This is a genomic window from Novosphingobium pokkalii, from assembly GCF_014652855.1.
GTDB lineage: Bacteria > Pseudomonadota > Alphaproteobacteria > Sphingomonadales > Sphingomonadaceae > Novosphingobium > Novosphingobium pokkalii.
Map to the genome: position 1 here is coordinate 24065 of NZ_BMZP01000019.1, position 13647 is coordinate 37711.

The 13647-nt window shown below is 66.0% G+C and carries 11 protein-coding genes; 5 read left to right on the forward strand and 6 right to left on the reverse strand.

Translation table 11 applies throughout. The features are described 5' to 3' along the window. Positions 1–32: 32 nt before the first annotated feature. The 4 genes from IE191_RS16905 to IE191_RS16920 all read right to left on the reverse strand — a co-directional run bounded on the left by IE191_RS16905 (position 33) and on the right by IE191_RS16920 (position 2770). Entirely contained in the window at positions 33–323 is a 291-nt protein-coding gene (locus IE191_RS16905) for a ribbon-helix-helix domain-containing protein (RefSeq protein ID WP_191325562.1), read from the reverse strand. 4 nt (positions 324–327) lie between these two features. Beyond that, positions 328–975: a ParA family partition ATPase gene (gene parA / locus IE191_RS16910; RefSeq protein ID WP_191325563.1), complete on the reverse strand. Its 648-nt coding sequence runs from the start codon at positions 973–975 to the stop codon at positions 328–330. An 82-nt stretch (positions 976–1057) separates the two neighbouring features. Further along, positions 1058–2251, reverse strand: coding sequence for a helix-turn-helix domain-containing protein (locus IE191_RS16915; RefSeq protein ID WP_191325564.1), 1194 nt, complete (start codon positions 2249–2251; stop codon positions 1058–1060). 327 nt (positions 2252–2578) lie between these two features. Continuing rightward, positions 2579–2770, reverse strand: coding sequence for a hypothetical protein (locus tag IE191_RS16920; RefSeq protein WP_191325565.1), 192 nt, complete (start codon positions 2768–2770; stop codon positions 2579–2581). 102 nt (positions 2771–2872) lie between these two features. Here IE191_RS16920 and IE191_RS16925 point away from each other — a divergent pair, with 102 nt between their 5' ends. The 4 genes from IE191_RS16925 to IE191_RS16940 all read left to right on the forward strand — a co-directional run bounded on the left by IE191_RS16925 (position 2873) and on the right by IE191_RS16940 (position 8097). After that, a complete protein-coding gene (locus tag IE191_RS16925; protein WP_191325566.1) occupies positions 2873–4210 on the forward strand; it encodes a peptide MFS transporter in 1338 nt (445 codons plus the stop codon). Positions 4211–4255: 45 nt separating this feature from the next. Next, positions 4256–6070, forward strand: a complete 1815-nt coding sequence (locus IE191_RS16930; protein ID WP_191325567.1) for a DUF885 domain-containing protein — start codon at positions 4256–4258, stop codon at positions 6068–6070. Between the two features lie 126 nt (positions 6071–6196). Further along, positions 6197–6844: a GntR family transcriptional regulator gene (locus tag IE191_RS16935; RefSeq protein ID WP_191325568.1), complete on the forward strand. Its 648-nt coding sequence runs from the start codon at positions 6197–6199 to the stop codon at positions 6842–6844. A gap of 41 nt (positions 6845–6885) precedes the next feature. Beyond that, positions 6886–8097, forward strand: a complete 1212-nt coding sequence (locus IE191_RS16940) for a M24 family metallopeptidase (RefSeq protein WP_191325569.1) — start codon at positions 6886–6888, stop codon at positions 8095–8097. 118 nt (positions 8098–8215) lie between these two features. Here IE191_RS16940 and IE191_RS16945 read toward each other — a convergent pair whose 3' ends face one another. Continuing rightward, positions 8216–11173 (reverse strand): TonB-dependent receptor, encoded by a 2958-nt coding sequence (locus IE191_RS16945; RefSeq protein WP_191325570.1) that lies wholly within the window; start codon positions 11171–11173, stop codon positions 8216–8218. A gap of 281 nt (positions 11174–11454) precedes the next feature. Continuing rightward, positions 11455–12291 carry an enoyl-CoA hydratase/isomerase family protein gene (locus IE191_RS16950; protein WP_229815546.1) on the reverse strand — a complete coding sequence of 279 codons (837 nt, stop codon included), beginning with the start codon at positions 12289–12291 and terminating at the stop codon, positions 11455–11457. A gap of 74 nt (positions 12292–12365) precedes the next feature. On the opposite strand from IE191_RS16950, the gene serS reads away from it, so the two are divergent. Continuing rightward, positions 12366–13646, forward strand: coding sequence for a serine--tRNA ligase (gene serS / locus IE191_RS16955; RefSeq protein ID WP_191325571.1), 1281 nt, complete (start codon positions 12366–12368; stop codon positions 13644–13646). Position 13647 lies beyond the last annotated feature (1 nt).

Sequence of the window (13647 nt, forward strand, 5' to 3'; positions counted from 1 at the left end):
ATCGTGAAAGGCAGGTTTGTCCCCGATGATGGTCATTTACCCACGGGACTTTGTCCATATTTGCGAAGGACATCATCGAAAGCCTCTGCCATGAGTTCCTGAAGGCTAAGGCCATGCTTACGGGCGCAGACGTGCATGGCGAGAGACATCTCGGGAGAGAAGTACGCGGCGATGGCCTTACGCCCAGCACGGCTGTTCGATCTGGGCGTGGTGCGGGGCGACGCTGTTGCGTTAGCGCCATCTTCATTGCCGAGCATTGCAGACTCAGGTTGCGATTTGGGACTCGCCTTGGGCTTGTCGGCAAGATTGGCAAAGCGGCTCATCAGTTCACACTCCCTCATGTGCGGTTGTGAACGTGTTCACATGCGCGATGGTCCACGAGTGAAGTGCGTTGATCTCGGCGGCAGCCTTGCCTTCGGGCTCGAACTCGATGACCGAGGCACCCGCAGCGCTAGCATGGCGATAAGCCGCACGATCCGGCAGTATATGCGGGCAAGCCTCGATCCCGAAGCCCTGCACCAGTTCTGCGGCCTCCTCATACATGCGCGGCGCATAGGGCGGGCCAGCAGTGAACACCACATAGGCTGGCTTGTCGAATAGGTGCACGAGGCTGACGGTGGTCTTGATCGCCGCGAGATCGAAGGCGCTGGGGCGGCAGGGGATCAGCACCAGATCAGCCACCTCCACAGCCCTGCTGGCTGCGCTATCGGCATGGGGCGGCGTGTCGATCACGATGAAGGTAGCGCCTTGCGCCTTGGCTGCCTCAACCTTGGCCTGGATGCGCGGCGGCGCACTATCGATCACCTCTGGCGCCTTGTCGGCGCGCCAAGCGCCCCACTGACTGGCGGTCGCCTGCGGGTCGGTGTCGATGATGAGCGCGATGGCTCCAGAGGCTTCCGCAGCGGCTGCGAGATTTACCGACAGCGTGGTTTTGCCCGAGCCGCCCTTCTGGCTGACGATGGCGATGATGGTCATGGAGATTTCCTTGCCCGTTCATATGTGGACGTGTGGGCTTGTGAGTGTGTGGACGTTTGGACAGGTGAATTGCAGGACAGCATCACCCGTCAGGTGTGATGCGCCGCTCCATGTTGGCCAGCAGCTTCGCGGTCAGATTGGCCAGCGGGCCAGCCTGCTGCTCGATGGGGGGCTCAGGCGCAGAGGCTTGCGGCGGCACCTGCTGAGCGATGCGTTCGGTGGCCCGGAACAGTCCTGCGAGGTTCATCCCTGCCGAGCCCGATTTTCGCACCATGCCCGCCAAACACCTCGCCGGTGAGCCCACTCGATAGCGATGTCCCAGCGGCAATTCGGCATTCCTGTCGATCAGCAGCACGCTGAGCGCTGCCCGTTCCCGACCAAACTGCTGGCAAGCTCTGCCCCAGGTGCTCTGGGCGATGCCAAGCCGACCGCAACTGCGCCACGACGCCTCAACAAGGTTAGGCCATGTCGGCCCTCCCAGCGCCTCGACGATGCCGCGATAGCTCTCGGTGGCCACCACCAGCGCAGTTGCGGGCCGGATGCGATCGAGCGGATCGCGGGCCGGCGCGGTACGCCTTCGTGATGAATTTTTGTCCTGTATATTGGGTGCGCAGTTTTCTTCCGGCGCGTCGGAAGTTTTCAGTGCACGGCGCTCAGGATCGGGCACAAATTCAACGGCAGCGAGCATGGCGGACAAGGCCTCGCGGATGGCGATCAGGCGGTCGATGTTGTTGATCCGCGCCGTGCGCCCATCGGGCAGGATAGTTTCGGCCCGCTCGCGCAGATCATCATCGCCAGCCTCGCGTATGCGCTGGCCCAACTGCCGGATCTCGGCGCGACATTGCTGGATGGCGCAGGCTTGCAACTCCAGCGCCTCGGCCTTGGCTTGCATCTCGGCAAAGCGCTCGACCAGCGGGGCCAGATTGATGCCTGCGGCCCAGACCACGATCCCATCTTGCCGGTCGCCAGCGCGCTCGCCATTGATCCCAGCATTGCGGACGATGAAGCCTGCTTTTTCCAACTCCCGCTCGGCCGAATTGACCGAGCGAGGTGTCAGGCCCAAGGCCTCTGCGAAGCGACAGGCCTGCGTCCAGACCGCGCAAATACGGCCCGACAGATAATCGCCATCCATGGTCTTGAGGACGTAGTGCCGGACCAGCGCCACAGCCGTGGACGACAGGCCAAAACCCGGCCGCGCCACCTGTTCGAACAGACGCAACAGGTCGAACCGGCCGACGCCTGACGGCAGCCCCCTATGGGAAAGGGTGGTGCTCATGGCGCCCCTCCCCCATCAATGGCGCTTGCCACCGAGTCTCGGGAGCGATAGGATTCCGCCATAGCCGCACAGCTATTCCAACAGCCGCTGCGAAGGGTTGCCGCCCTTCCAGCGGTTTTTTGCTGGCCTGGCGGCGCCCCCTCACCCGGATCATGTTTAGGCAAGACGCGGTGCGCAATGTCTGCTAGCAACCTTGCACAGAGAGCCTCGGCGTACGCAGGCAGAGCGTACAAATGAGACCCTCGTACAAAGCTCGTACACGGCAATTTTGGAGGTCCGATTTTATCGCGTAATTTCAAGTCACTTACGCGAAATCGCCATTCCCCTTCACACGGGTGGGGTCACAGGTTCAATCCCTGTCGCGCCCACCATGATCTCCTGAAAATCAAGAGATTGTGGCTGGATCGAGAATTGTCTCTCCAGTGTTTCGCTTCGAGAAATCCTGAACATCGCCGCGCCAGAACAGTCTGCCGCCATGCGTTTGCGGCATGGCGTGGTGGCGCGTGAACGCTTGGCCATGGACAGCTCGCAAAAATTATACAAAATACCATATATGCACTTTTGCCCACCGTTCCGTTCGAATCGGCCTGCCGCTTCCCTGCTGTCCGTTGGTGGGCGCCCATGACCACCGGGCGCCATCCGCGTGGCCTGGCCGTGCTGGCCGCCACCGAAACCTGGGAGCGCTTTTCGTTCTACGGGATGCAGGCGCTGCTCATGCTTTACATGACCACGCAATTGCTGCCGCGGGCGGGCAGTGGCGGGCGGGTTCTGGGCCTGGCGGGGCTGCGCGCCCTGCTCACCGGCGTGCTCGGGCCGATGTCGGATCAGGCCTTTGCGTCGCAGGTCTTCGGGCTTTACGCCGGGCTGGTCTATCTCACCCCGCTGGTCGGCGGACTGATCGGCGATCGTGTGCTGGGCGGGCGACGCACGGTCCTGCTGGGCGCGGGGTTGATGGCCGCCGGGCACCTGCTGCTGGCGTTCGCGCCGGGCTTTCTGGTCGCGCTGGGCCTGCTGATCATTGGCTCGGGCTGCCTCAAGGGCAATATCGCCACGCAAGTGGGCCGGCTCTATGCCCCGGCGGACGAGCGCCGCGACCAGGCGTTCCTGTGGTTCAACCTGGGCATCAACATCGGCGCCTTTGCCGGCCCGCTGGTCTGCGGCTTCCTGGGGCAGGATGGCGGCTGGCATGTGGGCTTTGCCTGCGCCGGGGTGGGCATGCTGGTGGGCATGGCCGTCTATGTCGCCGGTTGGCGCCACCTGCCGGCCGATGGTCCTGACGGCGTGCTTGCCGCGACGGCGGCGCACGATGGCAGCCCGGCCGAAACCGGGCGCGTCGCCCCGCTGCTCGGCCTGATCGCGCTGAGCCTGTTCTACAACATTCCCGTGGGGCAGAGCTTCAACGTCTATCCGCTGTGGATCGACCATGCCGCCGACCGCCACATCCTGGGGCTGGAGATACCTGTGGCATGGTATCTGGCCAGCGACGGGCTGATCACCGTGCTGGCCACGCCGCTCGTCCTGGCCCTGTGGGCGCGGCAGACCCGCGCCGGCCGCCTGCCTGGCGCAGCGGCGCGGATCGGGATCGGCTGCGCGATGCTGGCCCTGGCCGACGGGCTGCTGGCCGTGCTGGCGCACATCTTTCCCCAGGCCCATGCGCTGCCGCCGCTGCTTGGCTTCGGCTATTTCCTGCTCGCCTCTTCGGCCTATCTCTTCGTCATGCCGGTGCTGCTGGCGGCCGTGGCACGCGCGGCGCCGCCGCATCTCACCGCCACGCTGATCGGCACTGTCTATGCCGGACTGTTTGCCGCCAATCTCACCGCCGGCTGGCTGGCCCGGTTCTATGAAAGCTGGGGCGCCGCCGCGTTCTGGGCAGGCAACGGCGCGATCGCGACGCTAGGCGTGCTGGCCGCGATTGCGCTACGCCGTGTGCTGACCCCGCCTGAACCGGCTGCCGCCTGATTTGCCCGCCTTTTCGTTCCATTCGTTTCAGCAAGGACTCTCCCGATGCCGCATTCCTGGCGTAGCGCCCTGGCCACAGTGCTCCTGTCCGGCGCGATCGTTCCCGCCGTCGCCCTGGCGCAAACTCCGGCGCCTGCGCCCGCGTCTCCCGCGCCCAAGTCAACGGCGCCCGCCAGCGCGGAAGACGCCCGCTTCGAGGCGCTCAGCAGTGCCGAATGGGCCTGGCGCAAGACGCAGTTCGCCGATGACGAGGACAGCGCGCGCCATGCCGTGCCCCATCTGCCCGATGTCGGCCCTGCGGCGCAGGCGGCGCGCCTGAAGAAGTGGGAAGAGGTGCGCGCGCAACTGGCCACGATCGACGTGGCGCGCCTCTCGCCGGCCAACCAGGTCAACGCGGCTGTCTATCGCTATCAGATCGACACGCTGCTTTCGGCGCAGCGCTATCGCGAATACGAAAAGCCGCTCAACGCCGACACCAACTTCTGGGGAGACCTGGCCGACAGCGCGCGCAACGCCCACTTGCGCAGCGAGGACGAGTACACCGCCTATATCGCCACGCTGCGCGCCGTGCCGCGCTATTTCGACCAGCAGATCGCCAACATGCGCGCCGGGCTGGCGCGCGGCTTCACCCCGCCGCAAATCACGCTCAAGGGCCGCGAGGACACGATCCTGCCGGTAACCGCCGCCGCGCGGATCGAGGACAATCCGTTCTACGCCCCGTTCGTGACGATGCCATCGACGATCCCCGCCGATCGCCAGGCGGCGCTGCGCCGCGAGGCGACCGCCGCGATCACCCAGGCGGTGGTGCCGGCGCACCAGGCGCTGCTGCAATTCCTGAAAAAGGACTATATTCCCAAGGCGCGCACGCGGCTCGATGCCTTTTCGCTGCCCGATGGCCAGGCCTATTACCAGGCGCAGATCCGCGAATATACCACGCTGGACCTGCCCCCGGCGCAGATTCACCAGATCGGGCTGGACGCCGTGGCGCAAATCCGCGCGCAGATGCAGCAGGTTATGCAGGACGTGCATTTCCAGGGTGACCTGCCCGCCTTCCTGCATTTCCTGCGCACCGATCCGCAGTTCACCGTCAAGACGCCGCAGGCCCTGCTCGATCGTGGGGCGTGGATCGCCAAGGAATTCGACGGCAAGGCCGCCGAATGGTTCGGCCACCTGCCGCGCCGCCGCTTTGCCATCGTGCCCGTGCCCGATGCCATCGCGCCCTATTACACGGCGGGGCGCGGCGGCCCGGGGGTCTATCTGATCAACACGTTCAACCTGCCTTCGCGCCCGCTCTATTCCCTGCCCGCGCTGACCCTCCACGAAAGCGCGCCGGGCCATGCCTTCCAGATGCCGCTGGCCGCCGAGAACAAGGACCTCCCCGCGTTCCGCCAGGAATCCTACATTTCCGCCTATGGCGAAGGATGGGCGCTCTATTGCGAGAAGCTGGGCGAGGACATGGGGCTCTACCACACGCCCTACGAACGCTTCGGCATGCTCAGCTACCAGGCGTGGCGCGCCGCGCGGCTGGTGGTCGACACCGGCATCCACACGATGGGCTGGAGCCGCGCCCAGGCGCAGCAATATCTGCGCGACAACACCGCCCTGTCGGACCACGAGATCGAGACCGAGACCGACCGCTATATCGCCTGGCCCGGCCAGGCCCTGAGCTATTACCTGGGCGAGAAGGCCATCCTGGATGCCCGCGCCCGCGCCGAAAAGGCCCTGGGCGCCAAGTTCAACATCCGCGCGTTCCACGATACCGTGCTGCAACTGGGCTCGGTGCCGCTGCCGGTGCTGGATGCGGCGGTCGATCGCTTCATCGCGCAGGGCGGCACCGGCCCCTATCCCGACGAGGAATGAGGAAACGTTCGTAAAAGGCCGGTCATGGTGCGCGGCCATTGCGGATATTGCCCCCGGCCATATATGGTCCGCCAGGCCGGGGGCGCACGAGGTGCCGCCCTGCTGCGGCTGCTGGAGTGATCAGGAATGAGCCTTGTTGTGCGGACGCTGGCCGATCGCATTTTCGACCTCGTGCGCGAGAAAGTGGTTTCGGGGCAGTTGGCCGAAGACCAGCCGATCCGGCAGGATGCGCTGGCCGCCGAATTCGGGGTCAGCAAGATTCCCCTGCGCGAGGCGCTGGCCCGGCTGGAGCAGGAAAACCTGCTCGTCTCCCACGCCAACCGTGGCTATTTCGTGCGGGCGATGACGGCGGACGAGGCGGAGGAAATCTATGCCCTGCGCCTGGCGATCGAACCGGCGGCAGTGGGCCTGGCCGCGCTGGCCGCCACCGACGAGGAACGCGCCGCCGCCGTGGCCGCAATGCAGGCGCTGGACCAGGCGGCCAGCACCCAGGCCGAACAGGTGGCCGTGCGCAACCGTGAATTCCACGTCGCGCTGACCCGCCCCTGCCGCCGCGTGCTGACCATGCAACTGATCGAGCGGCTCCAGATCCTGTCGGAGCGCTATACCGTGGCGCATCTGGCCCCCGCCGGCCGCGGCGACCGCGCGCATGACGAGCACAACGGCCTGTTGCAGGCCTGGCTGGCGCGCAACGCGGCCCGGGCCGAGGAATTGGCCGCCGCGCATATCAGTGGCACGCTCAACGACTTGCGCCAGCAGTTGAACCTGCTCTGACCAGGCCCTGCCGCAGGCAGGCGAAGCAAAGGATACCGAGAATGACCACCCTGGGTGTCGGCGGCTCCACCGCCGCAGCCGAACTGGCACAGTTGCAGCCCTGGGCGGATTGCGCCGCGCCGATCGCGGCGGAGGAATATGCCGCGCGCCTGGCCAAGGCCCGCGCGCTGATGGCGGCACAGGGCATCGATGCGCTGCTGGTCAATGCGGGCGCCAGCCTGCGCTATTTCGCGGGTGTGCCGTGGGGCGCCAGCGAGCGCCTGGTGGCCATGATCGTGCTGCCCGAAGGACGGCCGCAGATCGTGGCGCCGCGCTTCGAGCACGGCTCGCTGGAGGCGGACCTGGTGATTGCGGCCGACCTGCACGGCTGGGAAGAGCACGAGGATCCCCATGCCCTGGTCGCCGCGACCCTGCACGCCACGCGGGCCGGGCGCCTGGCGGTCGATCCGGCGTTTCCGTTCCAGATGGCACTGCGCCTGCAAGCCGCCGCGCCGGGCGTCACCCTGCTGGACGGCGGGCCGATCATCGATGCCTGTCGCTCGATCAAGTCGGAGGCAGAGCTGGCCCTGATGCGCCAGGCTAAGCAGATGACGCTGGAAGTGCACCGCCGCGTTGCGCGCATCCTGCACCCCGGCATCACGGCCGGCGCCGTCACCCGCTTCATCGAAGCCGCGCACCGTGCGCTGGGCGCGGCGGGCAACAGCTTCTGCATCGTCGAGTTCGGCCGGGGCACCTCGTTCCCCCACGGCCTGCCGGGCGAGCGGCGCCTGGAGCAGGACGATGTCGTGCTGATCGACACCGGCTGCTTCGTGCAGGGCTACACGTCCGACATTACCCGCACTTATGTCTATGGCACGCCCGGCGCCGAGCATCGCCGCATCTGGAACCTGGAGCGCGAGGCGCAGCAGGCCGCGTTCGATGCGGTAAAGCCCGGCGTTCCGTGCGAGGCGATCGATGCCGCCGCGCGCCGCGTGCTGGAACGCGCCGGGCTGGGGCCGGATTATCGCCTGCCCGGCCTGCCGCATCGCACCGGCCATGGCATCGGCCTGTCGATCCACGAAGGCCCGTTCCTGGTGCGCGGCGATGCCACGCCGCTGGCGCCGGGCATGTGCTTTTCCAACGAGCCGATGATCGTGCTGCCCGATCGCTTCGGCATCCGCCTGGAAGACCATTTCCACGTGACCGAAGCCGGCGCGCAGTGGTTTACCGAGCCGTCGCACGCGATCGACGATCCCTTCGGCCTGGCGGCCTGACCGCCACTCTGCAACGACAAGGGAAAGGCCCTGGTCGCCAGCGCGATCAGGGCCTTTCCCTTGTCGATCGGCAGGAGGGAACGGGCGGCCACCCTCATGCAGCCGCCCGCCATCCTGATCAGAACGCCAGCGTCGCGCCCACGAAGAGGTTGCGACCGAGCGGCGAATAGACCCCCGGATAAGTATTGCCGTTGCCGAACGAGGCGAGGACGCCCGAGGCGATCGCCGGCGGATCGCGATCGAACAGGTTGTTGACGCCGGCGCGCACGTTGATCGCCTTGTTGATCCGCGCCGTCATCGCCAGGTCGATGTAGTCGTAGGACTTGATGCGGCCGTTGATCAGGCTGCCGGTGCCGCTGAGGAAAGGATTGCTCGACGTGGTCGACAGGCGGGTGCCGCCGATGTGCCGCCAGGACAGCGAAACCGTGGCCACGTCGCGCGGCGCGGACCAGGTGACGCGGGCATTGTGGCGCCATTCGGGGTTGGGCTGGCCGCAGGTATAGCCGAAATAGCCCTTGCAGTCATAGGTGCCCAGGCCCGGAAGCGGTTCGTTCACCTGGCTCAGCAGGAACGTGCCGGCCAGGTTGACGCTCAGGCGACCGATGCGGCCCAGCGAGCGCGCGTAATCGATGTTGAGATCGATGCCGTCGGTCTTGAGCGAGCCGGTGTTGAGCGTGGTCGAGACGATATAGCCGTTGGTGCCGAAGATCGCGCCGGTCTGCGGATCGCGGTGGAACAGCCCGCAGTAATAGGGGTCGCCGGTGGAAGTGCACTGCGACACGATCAGCGAAGGATCGATCGTGGCGATGTAGTCCTTCACCTTGATGTGGTAGTAATCCAGCGAGATCGAGAAGTTGGGGATGTCCTGCGGGGTCAGCACCAGGCCCACGGTGATGGTGTCGGCCTTTTCCGGCTTCACCTTGGGATTGCCCCCGGCCAGTTGCGAGCAGGTATCGGCCGGGCACTGGATGATCGCGCCGGTACCATACTTGGATGCGGCCACGCCGGTTGCCGCGCAAGCCGTGGCCGAGGCGGTCGGGCTGGTGCCGGCGCAGGGATCGTCCAGCGACACGTTGCCCACGCTCTGCGCGTTGAACAGTTCGGCGATATTGGGTGCACGAATGGCGCGGTTGTAGCTGGTGCGCAGGCGGACCGAGGTATCGGGCGCCCAGGTCAGCTCGCCCTTGTAGGTCCACACGCGGTAGGCCGAGTGGTTGCCGCTGGAGAGCTGGTCGTTGGTGTAGGACGAATAGCGCAGACCGCCGTTGAGCGTCAGCTTGTGGGCAAAGGGCATGTTTTCCAGCAGCGGCACTTCGATTTCGCCGAAGCCTTCCCACACCGAGATTTCGCCGTCGGAATCGTTGGTGCCGCCCTGCTTGGCCACCGCATCGGCGGTGAACAGCAGCGTTTCCTTGCGGTTTTCCGCGCCCAGCGCGATCGCCACGCCGTTGGTGGCCCAGGGCGACTTGATGCCGAACGTGCCGAGATCGCCATTGATGCCCGCCGTCACCTGGCGCAGGCTGTTGCGGCTGGCGGTGTTGCTGTTGCTGAACAGGTACTTGGCCTGGGCCGAGGTGATGCCGTTGGCCTGGAACACGTCGATCGGCACGCAGGCCGGATCGGTGCCGTCGATCACCGACTGGCAGGTGGGCGTGCCATTGACATCGACCACGTTGAGCGCCCGCTGCGCCTTCACGTTGTCGACGTTGTTGGTGTAGGTCTCGTTGTAGCGGACCAGGGCGTAGGTATAGGCCAGGTCATAGCTGAAGCCGTGGCCGATATCGCCATGCAGCCCGAGGTTGTAGCGATAGTCCTTGTGGCGCAGATCGTCGCGGCGCGAGAAATCGTTGTTGAGGCGATAGCCGATCAGCGTATCGACCGTGGTGCCGGTGCCGGCCGCCGTGCCGCACAGCGCCGTGGCCTGGCTGGCGCTCATCAGCGGGTTGTTGCAGTTGATGTTGAACGTCGTGCCCAGGAACAGGGCCGAAGGCGCCACCTGCGAATAAGTGCGGTCATTCATGTACATGAACGATCCGGTGAGCCGGGCCGCATCCGAAAAATCATAGCTGAGAAAGCCGCCACCGGTGTAGCGGGTATCCTGCCGCTGGATGTAGTTGGTTGGTGCGTAGTTGTAGGCATAGGTGCTGTCATAGGGCACCCAGGTCTTCGACCCGTCCTTGGCGTTGGTCAGGTAACCCTGGCCCGAGCTGGGCCCGGACAGTGGCACGAACGTGCCATAGGTGGTGTTGGACGAGCCGCCGCAGACCAGGTTGCTGGCGCCATTGGCATTGAGCGCGCAGGCCGAATAATCGCGCGAGGACTGGAGCACCGGGTTGGTCTTGCGATAGCCGCCATAGACCGTGACATGCCCGCGCCCGCCGGCAAAGCTGTGGCCGAACGCACCGTTCACGTCCACCTTGCCGCCATCGGTCACCCAGTTCGGCGCCGTCTGGTAGCCGCGCGCGGATTGCAGGCCGCGCAGGTAATCGTCGGTGTTGTGGTGGTTGTTGATGCTGCCCTGCACGTCGAGGCGTACGCCTTCGAGCTTGTCGCGCAGGATGAAATTGACCACGCCCGAAATCGCGTCTGACCCATAGACCGCCGAGGCCCCGCCGGTGACCACGTCGATGCGCTCGATCAGCGCGGCGGGCACGAAATTGATGTCCATCGCCTGGCCGGGCAGCATGCGCTGGCCATTGAGCAGGGTCAGCACGCGGTTCGAGCCGAGGTTGCGCAAGTTGATCTGCGCCGTGCCGTCAGACCCGTTGGACACGTTCTCGTTCGCGTCGGCGGTGAACTGCGGCATGCGGTTCAGCGCGGCTTCGACATTGGTGGTGCCCTGGTATTGCAGTTCCTGGGCGCTCACCACGCTGAGCGGACTGTTGCTTTGCAGGTCGGCGCGCTTGATGCGCGTGCCGGTGACCACGATCGCGCTGTCCGATGCTTCGGGCGCGGCAGCGGGCGCTTCGGGCAGCGGCGCGGTGTAATCCTGCGCCATGGCAGCCGACGAGAGCAGCACCGTGGTCAGCGCGCCCAGGCCCACCGACCCCCTGAGAAGATATGATGTGGATCGCATGTTTTGCCCCTCATGTTTTTTCACGAGGGCAATCCATCATATCTCGGAATGTGAGTCAAATATATTATACGATATCAGATCATCCCTTTCAAACCGGACAAAAGCTTATCTAGGTTTCCATTTTTATTATTTATTATCATAGCTTTGTATGTGTTTAGAAACGCTGGACCCTGCGATTTCTCCGGACAAATCAAGCCCTGCCTAGGCCTGTTGATAGGTCTTAGCACCGCGGCAAGCACAGAAATTATTTGATATATTTGATACCAATGTAAACCTGGTGTTCAGCGCCCGGTGAAACGCGCCGGGCGCCGCTCGAACACCGCGGCGACCCCTTCGGCATAGTCGGCGGTCTCGCGCAGGATCGCCTGCTCGGCCAGTTCGTGGTCCAGCGCGGCGGCCACCGCATCGGCCAGCCCGCGCACCATGGTGCCGCGCACCGCCACCAGCGCCAGCGGGCCATTGGCGGCCATTTCCTGCGCCATGGCCTGCGCCGCCGTGTCGAGATCGTCCGCCTCGACCAGGCGATCGACCAGCCCCCAGTCGAGCGCCTGGGCACCTTTGACCCGCTCGGCCGACAGCATCATCCAGGCGGCGCGCTGAGCCCCGATCACGCGCGGCAGGGTGTGGCTGATGGCAAAGCCGGGGTGAAAGCCCAGCGCGACGAAATTGGCCGAGAAGCGCGCGGCCGGGCTGGCCACGCGAAAATCGGCCGACAGTGCCAGGCCCAGCCCCGCGCCCACCGCCGCGCCGCCGATCGCCGCGACCATCGGCTTGCGCCGGCGAAACAGGCGCAGCGCCTGGTCATAGAGGCGGCGGATCGCGGCCAGGCCGTCCGCCCCGCTTTCCCCCGCCGCGCCGCCAACCAGATCGGCCCCGGCGCAGAACGTTCTGCCCTGCGCGCGCAGCACGATCACCCGCACGCGCGGATCGGCATCGCAGGCTTCCACCGCGTCGGCGATGGCGCCGAGCAGCTCCACCGACAGGAAATTGAGCGGCGGGTTGGCCAGCGTGATGATCCCCAGCGGATCGGCAATGGTGAGGTCGAGGTGGTGCGTGGTCTTGGCCATGGCCGCCTTGTTCCCCATCGCGCGGCAGGCGACAAGCCCGGTTGGCGCCATGCCAAACAAACCAGCCGCCCCGATTGCATACCCCGATTGCATCCGGGGAACCTTGCGGGCATAGCCCGGCAACCATGCACGATATCCGCCTGATCCGCGAAAATCCGGAAAGCTTCGACGCCGCCCTCGCCCGCCGTGGCGTGGCCCCCGTCGCCACCGATCTCCTGGCGCTCGACGCCCGCCGCCGCGAGGTGGCGACCCGCATGCAGGAGGCGCAAAGCCGCCGCAACGAAGCCTCCAAGCTGATCGGCGCGGCCATGGCCAAGGGCGACAAGGACGCCGCCGAAGCGCTCAAGGCCGAAGTCGCCGCGCTCAAGACCACGCTGCCCGCGCTGGAAGAAGACGAGCGCCAGCTTTCCGCGCAGGCCGCCGCCGCGCTCGCCGCGCTGCCCAACCTGCCTGCCGATGCCGTGCCCGAAGGCGAGGACGAAGCCGGCAACGTGGAAGTCAGCCGCTGGGGCACCCCGCGCCAGTTCGCCTTCGCGCCCAAGGAACATGCCGACATTGGCCCCGCGCTGGGCCTGGACTTTGAAACCGGCGCGCTGATTTCGGGCGCGCGCTTCACGTTCCTGCGCGGCCAGATGGCGCGCCTGCAACGCGCGCTGGCGCAGTTCATGCTCGATCACCAGACCGGCGTGAACGGCCATGTGGAATGCGCGCCGCCCCTGCTGGTCAAGGACGAGGCCGTGTTCGGCACCGGGCAATTGCCCAAGTTTGCCGAAGACCTGTTCCGCACCACCGATGGCCGCTGGCTGATCCCCACGGCCGAAGTCTCGCTGACCAATGCCGTACGCGAGCAGATCCTGGCGGAAAGCGTGCTGCCGCTGCGCATGACCGCGCTGACCCCGTGCTTCCGCAGCGAAGCGGGCGCGGCCGGGCGCGACACGCGCGGCTATATCCGCCAGCACCAGTTCGACAAGGTGGAACTGGTCACGATCTGCAAGCCCGAAGAGTCGGCCGCAGAACACGAGCGGATGACGGCGGCTGCGGAATCGGTGCTCCAGGCGCTGGACCTGCCCTATCGCAAGATGCTGCTCTGCGCCGGGGACATGGGCTTTACCGCCCGGATCACTTATGACCTGGAAGTGTGGCTGCCCGGGCAGAACGCCTATCGCGAGATTTCCTCGTGCTCCAACTGCGGCGATTTCCAGGCGCGGCGGATGAATGCGCGCTATCGTCCTGAAGGCGCGAAGGGCACCGAATTCGTTCATACGCTCAATGGTTCGGGCCTGGCCGTGGGCCGCACGCTGGTCGCCGTGCTGGAAAACTACCAGCAGGAAGACGGCTCGGTGGACGTGCCGGCGGCGCTGGCGCCCTACATGGGCGGCCTGACCCGCCTGGTGCCGCAGGGCTGAG

What these genes read in the sequence shown, in the direction of transcription:
- IE191_RS16905 (WP_191325562.1), bottom strand. Translation starts at nt 323, where the DNA reads ATGAGCCGCTTTGCCAATCTTGCCGACAAGCCCAAGGCGAGTCCCAAA.
- parA (WP_191325563.1), bottom strand. Translation starts at nt 975, where the DNA reads ATGACCATCATCGCCATCGTCAGCCAGAAGGGCGGCTCGGGCAAAACC.
- IE191_RS16915 (WP_191325564.1), bottom strand. Translation starts at nt 2,251, where the DNA reads ATGAGCACCACCCTTTCCCATAGGGGGCTGCCGTCAGGCGTCGGCCGG.
- IE191_RS16920 (WP_191325565.1), bottom strand. Translation starts at nt 2,770, where the DNA reads ATGGCCAAGCGTTCACGCGCCACCACGCCATGCCGCAAACGCATGGCG.
- IE191_RS16925 (WP_191325566.1), top strand. Translation starts at nt 2,873, where the DNA reads ATGACCACCGGGCGCCATCCGCGTGGCCTGGCCGTGCTGGCCGCCACC.
- IE191_RS16930 (WP_191325567.1), top strand. Translation starts at nt 4,256, where the DNA reads ATGCCGCATTCCTGGCGTAGCGCCCTGGCCACAGTGCTCCTGTCCGGC.
- IE191_RS16935 (WP_191325568.1), top strand. Translation starts at nt 6,197, where the DNA reads ATGAGCCTTGTTGTGCGGACGCTGGCCGATCGCATTTTCGACCTCGTG.
- IE191_RS16940 (WP_191325569.1), top strand. Translation starts at nt 6,886, where the DNA reads ATGACCACCCTGGGTGTCGGCGGCTCCACCGCCGCAGCCGAACTGGCA.
- IE191_RS16945 (WP_191325570.1), bottom strand. Translation starts at nt 11,173, where the DNA reads ATGCGATCCACATCATATCTTCTCAGGGGGTCGGTGGGCCTGGGCGCG.
- IE191_RS16950 (WP_229815546.1), bottom strand. Translation starts at nt 12,291, where the DNA reads ATGGCGCCAACCGGGCTTGTCGCCTGCCGCGCGATGGGGAACAAGGCG.
- serS (WP_191325571.1), top strand. Translation starts at nt 12,366, where the DNA reads ATGCACGATATCCGCCTGATCCGCGAAAATCCGGAAAGCTTCGACGCC.